General features: G+C 59.2%; 13 protein-coding genes and 1 pseudogene. 12 read left to right on the top strand and 2 right to left on the bottom strand.

The genetic code is table 11. The annotated features are described in order from the left end of the window. Positions 1-97: 97 nt before the first annotated feature. Positions 98-1354, top strand: a complete 1257-nt coding sequence (locus QZ869_RS13020) for an arsenic transporter (RefSeq protein ID WP_296105271.1) — start codon at positions 98-100, stop codon at positions 1352-1354. 374 nt (positions 1355-1728) lie between these two features. Here the strand turns inward: QZ869_RS13020 and pcaQ are convergent, their stop codons facing one another. Continuing rightward, the gene (pcaQ, locus tag QZ869_RS13015) at positions 1729-2661 is read right to left on the bottom strand and encodes a pca operon transcription factor PcaQ (protein ID WP_296038603.1); all 933 of its coding nucleotides are present in this window, start codon (positions 2659-2661) and stop codon (positions 1729-1731) included. A gap of 85 nt (positions 2662-2746) precedes the next feature. On the opposite strand from pcaQ, the pseudogene pcaD reads away from it, so the two are divergent. The 11 genes and pseudogenes from pcaD to aroQ all read left to right on the top strand — a co-directional run. Beyond that, a pseudogene (gene pcaD / locus QZ869_RS13010) lies at positions 2747-3532 on the top strand (3-oxoadipate enol-lactonase); the annotation flags it as partial. Then, the gene (gene pcaC / locus QZ869_RS13005) at positions 3521-3958 is read left to right on the top strand and encodes a 4-carboxymuconolactone decarboxylase (RefSeq protein WP_296105282.1); all 438 of its coding nucleotides are present in this window, start codon (positions 3521-3523) and stop codon (positions 3956-3958) included. The pseudogene pcaD and the gene pcaC, both read left to right, overlap by 12 nt. Before the next feature lie 47 nt (positions 3959-4005). Next, positions 4006-4695, top strand: coding sequence for a protocatechuate 3,4-dioxygenase subunit beta (pcaH, locus tag QZ869_RS13000; protein ID WP_296105280.1), 690 nt, complete (start codon positions 4006-4008; stop codon positions 4693-4695). A 1-nt stretch (position 4696) separates the two neighbouring features. Further along, positions 4697-5317: a protocatechuate 3,4-dioxygenase subunit alpha gene (pcaG, locus tag QZ869_RS12995; protein ID WP_296105269.1), complete on the top strand. Its 621-nt coding sequence runs from the start codon at positions 4697-4699 to the stop codon at positions 5315-5317. Between the two features lie 5 nt (positions 5318-5322). Continuing rightward, positions 5323-6411, top strand: coding sequence for a 3-carboxy-cis,cis-muconate cycloisomerase (locus QZ869_RS12990; RefSeq protein WP_296105267.1), 1089 nt, complete (start codon positions 5323-5325; stop codon positions 6409-6411). Between the two features lie 318 nt (positions 6412-6729). Beyond that, positions 6730-7398 (top strand): amino acid ABC transporter permease, encoded by a 669-nt coding sequence (locus tag QZ869_RS12985; protein ID WP_296105265.1) that lies wholly within the window; start codon positions 6730-6732, stop codon positions 7396-7398. A 10-nt stretch (positions 7399-7408) separates the two neighbouring features. After that, positions 7409-8059, top strand: coding sequence for an amino acid ABC transporter permease (locus QZ869_RS12980; protein ID WP_296038608.1), 651 nt, complete (start codon positions 7409-7411; stop codon positions 8057-8059). A 91-nt stretch (positions 8060-8150) separates the two neighbouring features. Then, on the top strand, positions 8151-8990 hold the full coding sequence (locus tag QZ869_RS12975) for a transporter substrate-binding domain-containing protein (RefSeq protein WP_296105263.1): 840 nt from the start codon (positions 8151-8153) through the stop codon (positions 8988-8990). 11 nt (positions 8991-9001) lie between these two features. After that, positions 9002-9760, top strand: coding sequence for an amino acid ABC transporter ATP-binding protein (locus QZ869_RS12970; protein WP_296105260.1), 759 nt, complete (start codon positions 9002-9004; stop codon positions 9758-9760). 56 nt (positions 9761-9816) lie between these two features. Beyond that, positions 9817-10686: a shikimate dehydrogenase gene (locus tag QZ869_RS12965; RefSeq protein ID WP_296105258.1), complete on the top strand. Its 870-nt coding sequence runs from the start codon at positions 9817-9819 to the stop codon at positions 10684-10686. Beyond that, positions 10683-11120: a type II 3-dehydroquinate dehydratase gene (gene aroQ, locus QZ869_RS12960; RefSeq protein WP_296085620.1), complete on the top strand. Its 438-nt coding sequence runs from the start codon at positions 10683-10685 to the stop codon at positions 11118-11120. Before QZ869_RS12965 ends, aroQ begins: the two co-directional genes overlap by 4 nt. Here aroQ and QZ869_RS12955 read toward each other — a convergent pair. Continuing rightward, a complete protein-coding gene (locus QZ869_RS12955) occupies positions 11098-11793 on the bottom strand; it encodes a TetR family transcriptional regulator (RefSeq protein ID WP_296105256.1) in 696 nt (231 codons plus the stop codon). The two genes, aroQ and QZ869_RS12955, sit on opposite strands and share 23 nt — an antisense overlap. Positions 11794-11823: the final 30 nt, after the last annotated feature.

The raw sequence follows: 11823 nt of genomic DNA, 5'->3' as shown, positions 1-11823 counted from the left end.
CTGATGACGAAGATGTGATGTATCCGGTTCGGTCGAACGAGCCGGATTTCCGCGCTGCCAGGCCATTGCGCCTCTTACGACAACAAGGACGAGCCATATGACCCAGAATGCGATCGTATGGGGTATTGCGGGGCTGACAGCAGCTGGCGTGATTACCAGGCCATTCCGCTGGCCGGAGGCTATCTGGGCCGTTGTTGGCGCGGCTCTCCTCGTCGCCTTCCAACTGATCGCACCTGCGGATGCGTTAGCAGGTGTCGCCAAGGGGACTGATGTTTATCTGTTCCTGATCGGCATGATGCTTTTATCAGAGCTTGCGCGTCGCGAAGGTCTTTTTGATTGGGTCGCTGCGATAGCGACATCCTATGCCAAGGGTTCGCCGAAGCGCCTCTTTGTACTCGTTTATCTGGTGGGCCTCGTCGTCACGGTTTTTCTTTCGAACGATGCGACGGCTGTCGTCCTGACGCCCGCTGTCTATGCGGCATGCCGAGCAAGCCGGGTTCGCGATCCGATGCCCTACCTCTTGATCTGCGCCTTTATCGCCAATGCCGCGAGCTTTGTGTTGCCGATCTCCAATCCGGCTAATCTCGTGATCTTTGCTGGCGGTGAAATGCCACCTCTGTCGCGTTGGCTGGCGACGTTCCTGCTACCGTCAGTGGTTTCCATTGTCGTTACATTTATGTGCCTCTACTGGACGCAGCGGCGTGCTTTGTCGGAGGAAAGTCTTGCTGCTGCTGCAGAGCGACCGGTCCTCAGTCGAAGCGCAAGTCTCGCAGGATGGGGGATCGTGATCACCGCCATTGTCCTTATCGTTGCGTCTGCGCTCCATGCTGACCTCGGCGTCCCCACCTTCATTGCCGGAACGATCACGACTGCTCTCGTTCTGTTGCTGACACGCCAAAGCCCGATCGAGACGATAAAAGGTATCAGCTGGAGTGTCCTGCCATTGGTGGCAGGTTTGTTCGTCATCGTCGAAGCGCTTGACCGGACGGGTGTTACGACCACTCTCGCCAATCAGTTGGTGTCTCTGTCCTCTGTTTCAGAAGGCTACGCAATTGGGGTGGCCGGGACATTCGTTGCCGTCATCTGTAATCTCGTCAACAATCTGCCTGCCGGATTGCTCGCAGGTAGCGTGGTTCAGGCGGCACAGGTGTCGGACAAGGTCGCTGGCGCTGTCCTGATCGGCGTTGATCTGGGTCCCAATCTGTCCGTCACAGGCTCTCTTGCGACAATCTTGTGGTTGTCGGCACTGCGGCGCGAAGGCCTTGATATTAGCAGCTGGAGATTTCTCAAGCTCGGCGCGGTTGTCATGTTTCCAGCGCTAGTCTTGTCGCTAGCGTCGCTGGTTCTGGTTTGATGGCCGTGAGTTCTCTTCCTTTGCTCGAGATGGTCACCATCTGGGAACCGCTCGTCACGCCCCTTGGCAGTTTGCGATCGGCGTATTCGAAAGTTAAATGATCGAGCGGCGAGCCCAACCGTGCAGCAAGAAGTCGGACTTGCACAGTTGCTGTTCACGTCTCTATGTCGTGGACAGCTGTTGAAACTGTAACGTGGGCATGAGCACGAGGTAGGAAAGCCAGTCTTAGAGCTTTGCCGCGTGCCAATATCTGCTCAGCTCACAAATGGTCGAAGCCTCTGGACTTTGACGGTCGCTCCTGACCCGAACGACTGCCCATCCAATAACCACCCGAATTGAGCCGTTCGCTCCCGCGGAGGTGATGGCGGTTGAGATCACGCCACACGCCCAATCGTGGCGGCTTCTCGTATCGCCTTGATCATAAGGGCGAGTGAGGTGGAAATTGCCGTATCCGTCCGCATTGTCAGCCCTACGGGCCCGCTCGTATCGGAGGTATCGAATGGCAAAACGGCAAGAGCGCCTGCTGCGACATCGCTGGACACCACCCCTTCCGAGATGATCCAGACAGCATCGCTCATGCGGACATAGGCGCGGCCAAACGAGTCGGAGACGGTTTCGATCTGCGTTTGCGGCATTGCTATGCCCTGTGCGAGCAGGAACTGCTCGACTATCGGTCTGATCACCGAATTGCGGGTGGGCATCAACATGGGATAGGTTGAAAGTTCAGTAAAGATATTGGCATTGCGCGATAGCAGTCGATGCCCGGGACGGACGACGAAAACCACCCGTTCCGAATAAAGATGCTCGAAGCTGAGACCGGTCATTTTTTCCGGAGCGGCAAGTCGTCCTACGACGAGGTCCAGATCGCTCTGGCGCAATTGCTCCAGCAGGATCGCGTTTTCTCCGGTTACAATTTTGACGGGGGCCGGGGTTGCGTCTGCAAGAAAGCGCGTCATCGCCTCGGGCATGACGCGTGCCGATACCGTCGGCAAGGCGCCGATGCGGACCGGCGGGTCTGCCTGCGCCGCTTCCCGCGACACGGCATCGACCGCCTGGCGAAGGGCGGTCATCGTCGTAGCCGCATGGCGCAGGAAGATCTCGCCGAGACGCGTTGGGCGAATACCGCGACCTTCGCGTTCGAAGAGAGCGACACCCAGCACGTCCTCGAGTTCTCTCACCGTTTTGGTGACTGCTGGCTGGCTGATATGAAGCACATCGGCTGCCCGCACGACGCTCTTTTGCCGCGCCACCTCGATAAAGGCCTGCAGATGACGGAGTTTGATACGTGGATCGATAAGAGAAACCATAACCACCAAGTTATGTAGGGTGCTGAAAATCTCATTTTACTTAACCGGAGCTATCTTGCAATCTCCTGCCCAGGAGGAGTGCGAGATGAATTTCCTTAATGTTGACGACACAGCAATCCACTACCGGACCGTGGGTATGGTGCCGGGAAAGCCGGTCATTGCCTTCGTCAATTCGCTCGGTACCGATTTCCGGATCTGGGATGCCGTCATGCACGAACTGGGCGACACGTATGCTTATGTGCTGCATGACAAACGTGGCCACGGGCTTTCTGGGGCTGGCGTTACGCCCTACACGATCGAGACTCATGCGCACGATCTCCTCGCTCTTCTCGATCATTTGAAGATTGAAAAAGTTATCGTCTGGGGACTTTCGGTGGGCGGGCTCATCGCGCAGTCGCTGGCGATAACGCGGCCTGAGCGCACCACCGCTTTGATCCTGTCTAACACTGCCCACAAGATCGGCACTGCCGAGATGTGGAATGGGCGTATCGATGCCATCAAAGCTGATGGGTTAGCGAGACTCGTTGATCCGGTGATGGAGCGCTGGTTTACCCCGGCCTTCCGGCGGAGCGACAATCCGCTTTACGCTGGCGCCCGGACGATGCTGGCCCGCCAGTCGGCGGAGGGCTATAGCGGCACCTGTGCGGCGATCCGCGATGCCGATTACACCGAGGCAGTGACGCACATTGCCGCGCCGACGCTCTGCGTTGTTGGCGATCAGGATGGCTCGACGTCGCCTGATCTGGTTCGGGCGATGGCCGATCGTATTCCCGGCAGCCGGTTCGTCGAGATCGCCGATTGCGGCCACATCCCCTGTTTGGAGCAACCGAAGGCCTATGCGGCTGCGGTTGCGAACTTCCTGAGGCACCTTTCCTTCACCAATTCCGCAGCCTCGGTCGGCGATCGTTACAGCCAAGGCATGGTGACCCGTCGTGCCGTGTTGGGCGATGCACATGTGGATCGCGCGAGCGCCTTGGCCACGGTCTTCGATCAGCCATTCCAGACACTGATCACCGAAAGTGCCTGGGGCACGGTCTGGTCGAGCGATCGGTGGACAAAGAGGGAGCGCTCCAACGTGACCATCGCGCTTCTTGCCGCACTTGGGCAATATGAGGAGATGGCGATGCATGTGCGGGCGACCGCCAATACCGGTGCGAGCGAAGACGACATTCGTGAGGCGCTGATGCATGTGGCGATCTATGCTGGTGTGCCCGCTGCCAATCATGGTTTCAAGATCGCCAAGCAGGTGCTGGCCGATCGAAACGCATCCTCCGCGCAAAAGGAGCAGACGACGTGAGCAAACACCCTCCGGAAACCGGCCCCTTCTTTGCCCGTGATCGGGAGATGCAGCCGCAGGCCTATACGCCCTGGTACAAGACCTCGATTTTGCGCTCGCCGCAGCGTGCGCTGATATCGCTCGAGGGCACCAAGAGTGAAATAACCGGCCCGGTCTTTGGCCATGGGTTGCTGAACCCGCTCGATAACGATTTGATCCTGAACTACGCCAAGCCCGGCGAAATGCCCATCGGACCGCGCATCCTCGTGCATGGCAGGGTGCTGGACCAGCGGGGAGCCGGCGTTGCCGGCGCGCTTCTGGAATTCTGGCAGGCCAATGCCGGTGGGCGTTATCGCCACAAGAAGGAGAGCTATCTCGCCGCCGTCGATCCGAATTTCGGCGGTGTCGGTCGCACCATCACCGACGAGAATGGCTATTACTGGTTCAAGACCATTGAGCCCGGTCCCTACCCGTGGCCGAACGGTGTGAATGACTGGCGTCCGGCCCATATTCATTTCTCCGTCTTCGGTCATGGTTTTCAGCAGCGGTTGATTACCCAGATGTATTTCGAGGGCGATCCGCTCATCTGGCGTTGTCCGATCGTCAAGACGATCCCGGATGCGGATGCCATTCGCCGGTTGATCGCGCCACTCGATATGAATGCGACCATTCCCATGGATATGCGCGCCTACAAGTTCGACATCGTGTTGCGTGGGCGCCGCTCCACCTTCTTCGAGAACCGCCCGGAGGGGAACTGACATGGTGCAGCCGCTCGACTATCTGAAGGAAAGCGCCTCCCAGACGGCGGGTCCCTACGTCCATATCGGTTGCACGCCGAACTTCGTCGGCATCAACGGCGTCTTCGAGCACGATCTCGGCTCGGGCAAACTCTATGACGATCAGGCCACCGGCACCCGCATCACCATTCGCGGCACTGTCTCCGACGGCGGCGGCTATGCACTGAAGGATGCGTTGGTCGAGATCTGGCAGGCCGATGCTCAAGGGCTCTATAACAGCCCGAGCGAGACAGTTGGCGCCGCCGACCCGCATTTTGCCGGTTGGGGCCGCTCACCAGGCGATATGGATACCGGTGAGTTCCTGTTCGAAACGATCAAGCCCGGCCGCGTTCCATACAAGGATGGACGCTTCATGGCGCCTCACATCACCTTCTGGATTGTCGCGCGCGGCATCAATATCGGTCTGCATACGAGAATGTATTTCCCCGAGGAGGGTGCAGCAAACGCAGCCGATCCGGTGCTCGCCCGCATCGAGCACAAGGACCGCGTTCCAACGCTGATCGCAAAGGCGGATGGTGAGAATGCCTATCGCTTCGACATTCGCCTGCAAGGCGATGGCGAAACCGTTTTCTTCGATATCTGACCGCCATGAGCCTCTCGCCCTTCGATCATCCTTTCCTCTCCGGCCTCTTCGGCGATGCCGAGATCGCTGCGCTGTTTTCCGCAGAGGCCGATATTGCTGCAATGATCCGCTTCGAGAGGGCGCTGGCACTGGCCGAGGCAGATTGCGGAATTCTCGCCGTCGATATTGCCCAAACGATCGACGCCGCGCTTGGCAGCTTCGTGCCAGACATGGCCGGGCTGGCTGAGGGCACTGCGCGTGATGGCGTGGTCGTTCCTGCGCTCATTCGCCAGATGCGCGGGGCGGTCGGTGGAGCGGCTGCGGAGAAAGTGCATTTCGGCGCGACCAGCCAAGATGTCATCGATACCAGCCTTATGGTGAGACTAAAGGCGGCGAACGACATCATCAAGGCTCGGTTGGGCGAGGTGATTGGCGATCTCGACGCACTTTTGAAGAGCGACGGTGATAAGCCGCTGATGGCGCATACGCGGATGCAGGCCGCAATCGAGATAAAGGCCGCCGACCGAATCGGCGCCTGGCGATCGCCGCTCGAACGCACGCAGTCCCGGCTCGCCCATTTTGCCACCGATGGATTTACCGTGCAGTTCGGCGGCGCGGCGGGAACGCTCGAACGCTTTGGGAACGATGGGCCGGCCTTGCGGGCTGCACTTTCCGCCCGTCTTGGCCTTCACGACCGTGGGCAATGGCACAGCCAGCGTGATATGATCGCCGAGTTCGCGGGGCTCCTGTCGCTTGTCACCGGCAGCCTCGGCAAGATCGGGCAGGACATCGCCCTGCTCGCCCAAGCGGGCACCGAGATAAGCCTTGCTGGTGGGGGTGGGTCTTCGGCCATGCCGCACAAGCAGAATCCGGTTGCAGCGGAACTGCTGATCACGCTGGCGCGCTTCAACGCGACGCAAGTTTCGGCGCTTCATCAGTCGCTGGTGCATGAGCAGGAGCGGTCGGGTGCCGCCTGGATGCTGGAATGGATGACGCTGTCGCCCATGGTATTGGCGAGCGCCTCCGCGCTACAGACTGCGCGCCGACTGCTAGGCGATATCAAACGCATCGGGCGAGAGTCTGGAGAGAACAAAGGCATCACAGCCGAGGAATAGCCTGCGATTGAGGGCGTTGGAGCATAATCGCTGCGTGCTGCTTCATGGTTCATGATGCATTGAAATCATTGAATAAATAGAAACAAAATCGCTCCGAAAATCAGTCGTGAAAGCTGCATTTTCATTCTCCTTGAGCGTTGACTTTAAAATGAACTAACTGGTACAAACATTCATATGTCGGATCTGGAGAGGCTTGGGAGAGCTCTTCTTGAAACACTATCCGGCAAGAACAAGGGAGCGTTCGAAACCTGAGTGCGGAGAACGGGGAGACGACCCAACGGCGGGCTGATGCCTTAACCGAAAGGTTGCGGAGGAACCATGTCATACAGTCTCGACTTCTCGGCGGTCATCGATCGCCTTCCCGAGCTGCTCGTCGCGTGTCTTGCCACCATAGGCCTGGCGCTTGCCGGCATGTCGCTGGCGACCGTCATCGGGATTCTGGGCGTCGTAGCACGTCGGTCGCGCTTCAAGCCGTTGCGCGGCTTTGTCATCGGCTTCGTCGAGCTGATCCGCAATACGCCCTTTCTGGTCCAGATATTTTTTATCTTCTTCGCGCTGCCGCAGCTCGGTCTGCGTCTTAATCCGACAGTGACTGCTATCGTCGCGCTGGCGCTTAATGGTGGCGCCTATGCGATCGAAATCATTCGCGGCGGCGTGGATGCCGTTCCCAAGGGGCAGGTGGAAGCAGGGCTTGCGCTTGGCCTCGGCCGCGCGCAGATCTTCCGCCACATCATTCTGAAGCCTGCGTTGCGGGCGGTCTATCCCTCGCTTACCAGCCAGTTCATTATGCTGACGCTGACGACCTCCGTTTGTACGTCCATTGCAGCTTACGAGCTGACCTCCGTGGCGCAGAAGATCGAGGCCGATACCTTCCGCTCCTTCGAGGTCTATTTCTCCATCACGCTGCTCTACCTCGTGATTTCCTCGCTGATGATGGGTGTCTTCGGTCTCATCTCGCGCCTGTCTTTCAGCTATCCGGTCAAGTGAGGAGACGACTATGCCTACCATAGGTCCCAACGAACTGTTCTTCCTCATGCAGGGCCTGAAGTGGACGATCGCGTTAACGCTGATCGGTTTTGCAGGAGGCGGTGTCTTCGGGCTTCTCGTGGCCTTGGCCCGCACCGCCGAAGCCCCGTCGATGCGTCGGGCAACCGCTGGTTATATCGCTGTCTTTCAGGGGACGCCGCTCCTGATGCAGCTCTTCGTGGTCTATTACGGCGTGGCTCTGCTTGGCTTCAATATCGATGCCTGGATTGCAGTCGCCATTGCTTTCACACTGCATGCAAGCGCGTTTCTCGGTGAAATCTGGCGCGGTGGCATACAGGCCGTTCCCAAGGGCCAAACGGAAGCAGCCCGCGCGCTTGGCCTGCATTACAGGTCTATCATGAAGGACGTTGTCCTGCCGCAGGCGTTGCGCATTTCGCTGCCGGCCACCATCGGTTTCCTGGTGCAGCTCATCAAGGGCACGTCGCTTGCTGCCATCGTCGGCTTTGTCGAATTGTCGCGCGCCGGCCAGATCGTCTCCAACCAGACATTCCGCCCGCTTACCGTCTTTGCCATCGTTGGCCTCATCTATTTCCTGATCTGCTGGCCGCTCTCTCTTTGGGGTGCTGGCGTCGAGAAACGCCTTCAGACCGCCGCTCGATAGAGCGTCGTGAAAGACCCGTCGATTTTCCGGTCGATGGTGGAGGAGATCTACTTTCGTGACCATACATTCATCAGTTTACAAGGAGGAGAATATGATGAAATCCAGCATGACTTTCGGTCGCCGCAGCGTACTTGGGCTAATAGCCGCCGCTGCCGCTCTGCCCTTCATGGCCCCGGTCGATGCCGCGGCTGGCACGCTTGAGGATGCCAAAGCCAAGGGCAAGGTTGTTATTGGTATCCAGGGCGACAATTCGCCGTGGGGCTTCGTCAATTCAAGCGGCGTACAGGATGGCCTCGACGCGGATATCGGCAAGGCCTTCGCCAAAAGCCTCGGCCTCGAAGCCGAGTTTGTTCCGCTCGCCGTCGCCAACCGTATTCCAGCGCTGATGACCGGCAAGGTCGACGTGTTGTTCGCAACGATGGGCATGACGCCGGAACGTGCCAAGACGATCCAGTATTCGCAGCCCTATGCCGGTAACGTTCTGTCGGTGTATGGCCCCAAGGACAAGAAGATCGCCGGTTTTGACGATCTGAAGGGAATGAACGTCGGTGTGCCGAAGTCGAGTGCCATGGACACTGCCATCACGGCGGGTGCTGGCGACAAGGCCAGCATTCTACGCTTCGACGACGATGCCGCAAACATCCAGGCAATCGTCTCCGGTCAGGTCGAGGCCGTCGGTGGAAACCAGTTCTATGGCGATCGCCTGAACGCTGCAGCACCTGGCAAGTACGAATCCAAGTTCGACCTGACGACCCTTTACAACGGCGCGGGCACCCGTCCCGGCGAGAAGGACTGGAACCAGGCCATCAACACTTTCCTCGAAAAGATCAAGACCGATGGCGAGTTGCAGGCGATCTATACCAAGTGGATGAAGCGCGAGGTTCCGAAGTTCCCGGAATCCATGCCTGACGTCCCCTTCACCGTGAAGTAAGGGAGGTTTCCATGCCGCAATCCGCCGTCCAGGCTCCGCTGATTGCCCTTGAGGGCGTCGGAAAGTGGTATGGAGCCTACCATGCCCTAAGGGATATCAATCTGACGGTTCGCAAAGGCGAGAAGATCGTCCTTTGCGGCCCGTCCGGCTCCGGGAAATCGACACTGATCCGCTGCATCAACCATCTGGAGGAAATCCAGGAGGGAAAGATCACCGTCGAAGGCACCACGCTGACCGATTCTGCCCGTGCCATCGATGCCGTGCGTCGGGAGGTCGGTATGGTGTTTCAGAGCTTCAACCTCTTCCCGCACAAGACCATCATGGAAAACTGCACGCTTGCGCCCATGCGGGTGAAGGGGCTCTCCAAAGCGGATGCTGAAGAAACCGCACGCAAATATCTTGCTCGCGTGCGTATTCTCGATCAGGCCGACAAGTACCCCGCCCAGCTGTCCGGCGGCCAGCAGCAGCGTGCGGCAATCGCGCGCGCACTCTGCATGGAGCCGAAGGCGATGCTCTTCGACGAGCCAACCTCGGCGCTCGACCCGGAAATGGTCAAGGAAGTGCTGGATACGATGATCGGCCTTGCCCGCGACGGGATGACGATGATCTGCGTGACCCATGAAATGGGCTTTGCCCGCCAGGTGGCCGATCGCGTGGTCTTCATGGCGTCGGGCGAGATCATCGAGGAGGGGCCGCCGGAGGACTTCTTCCGCGATCCAAAACATCAGCGCACGCGCACTTTCCTCGGCGAAATCTTAGCGCATCACTGAAGCAAGCGGCGGAATGGCCCGCCGCGCCTTTCACGCCGCATAAACGGTCCAGATCCATGACAGAACGAACCGCCTATCAGGTCGGCCTTATCGGCGCCGATATCCAGCTTTCGAAATCGCCGGCGCTCCATATGCGCGAGGGCCGTGCGCACGGCCTCGACTATACTTACGAACTCGTGGACATCAATGTTCGCGATGTGACAGAGACCGCGCTGCCCGACCTTCTGGCGGAACTGGAAGCCCGCGGCTTTGCCGGGACCAACATCACGCATCCCTTCAAACAGGCGGTGATTGCCCATCTGGACGAGCTTTCCGAGGATGCCCGCATGCTGGGCGCCGTCAACACCGTCGTCTTCAAAGATGGCAAGCGCATCGGTCACAATACCGACTGGTACGGTTTTTATGAAAGCTTCCAGCGCGGTCTGCCGAATGCCCGGCGCGACCGGGCGCTGCTGATCGGTGCAGGTGGCGCCGGCGTCGCGGTCGCCCATGCCGCATTGAAACTCGGCATCGGCAGGCTGGATATCTTCGACCAGGACGTCGACCGTTCGGCGCGGCTTGCGCACGACCTCAACACCCGCTTTGGCAAGGGCCGGGCGATGCCAGCCAAAACGCCAGCAGCCGTGCTCGGCAATGCCGATGGCCTTATTCACGCGACACCTGTTGGCATGCCGGCCCATCCCGGCATTCCGGTCGATCCCGATCTGATTTTGTCGCGCCACTGGGTTGCGGATATCGTCTATATGCCGCTCATCACCAGGCTGATCGAGACCGCTGCGGCGAAGAGTTGTCAGACACTGCCGGGCGGTGGCATGGCAATTTTCCAGGCTGTCGGTGCATTCCGGCTGTTCTGCGGGCGTGAGCCGGATGCGGAGCGGATGAGCGCCCATTTTGCCGAAATGTTTAAAGCGGAGGCAGCTGCATGAGCCTGTTTTTCGTTCTCAACGGACCGAACCTTAATCTGCTCGGGCAGCGTCAGCCGGAAATTTACGGCCGCGAGACGCTTGCCGATGTCGAGGCGGCGTGTCGCGCCGTAGCGACGGCCTCAGGTCATGAGCTCTTCTTCGCCCAAAGCAATCGGGAATACGAGTTGATCGACTGGATCCACGAGGCACGCGGCAAAGCTGCCGGCATCGTCATCAATCCTGGCGCTTTCAGTCACACGTCGATTGCCATCCTCGATGCGCTTAACGCCTATGAGGCGCCGGTGATCGAGGTCCATATTTCCAACATCCACAAGCGGGAGGTGTTTCGCCACCACTCCTATGTATCGATGCGCGCCGATGGTGTCATCGCGGGTCTCGGTATCGACGGCTACTGCGTGGCGCTTCGCCATCTCATCGCTCGTCAGACCCTATAGCGTCGATATGTTGTGGCCTCACCACGTAGCGCAGGACCATTTCAGCCACGTGGCGCGCCAGCGTTTGCTGCGCTTGCGGTGTGAAAAGGCCTTCGCCGAAGATGGAGGAGAAGGTCGGAGCGTTGGAGACGTTGAAGAAGGACAGCGCACTGATCTGCCAGTGGAGCTCCAGTGCCTCTATCCCTTCACGGAAAACACCGCTCTCCTGACCGCGCTTCAGCACCGCCTCCAGCGCGGCAATGGCGGGACGGTTGAGGCTTCGGATGGTCTTCGACATCTGCACATGCCGGCCGTGATGGATGTTTTCGATCATGACCATGCGGATGAAGGCCGGATTGCGGCGGTGATGCTCGAACGTGTAGCGACAGAGTGCGTCGAGCGCGGCCATCGGATTGAGATGATCCAGTGCCAGATTGCTCTCGCCGCCGCGCACCTTGCTGTAGGCCTCTTCCAGAACGTGCTGGTACAGGCCTTCCTTGTCGCCAAAATAATAATAGATCATGCGTTTGGACGTTTTCGTCCGTGCTGCGATCTCGTCTATCCGCGCCCCGGAAAGACCGTTCTGGGAAAACTCTTCCATCGCGACCGCCAGTATGTCGCGCCGCACGCCCTCCGGATCGCGCTTTGCCGGACGCGCCTTCTTGCCCTCAGTGGTCGTCGCGGTGCTCGTCATGTTTCCCCCGGATGCTTTGCATCCGCGTTT

The organism is uncultured Agrobacterium sp. (assembly GCF_913777885.1).
Lineage (GTDB): Bacteria > Pseudomonadota > Alphaproteobacteria > Rhizobiales > Rhizobiaceae > Agrobacterium.
The sequence above is the reverse complement of the archived record's forward strand: the minus strand, read 5'-3'. Positions and strand labels throughout refer to the sequence as shown.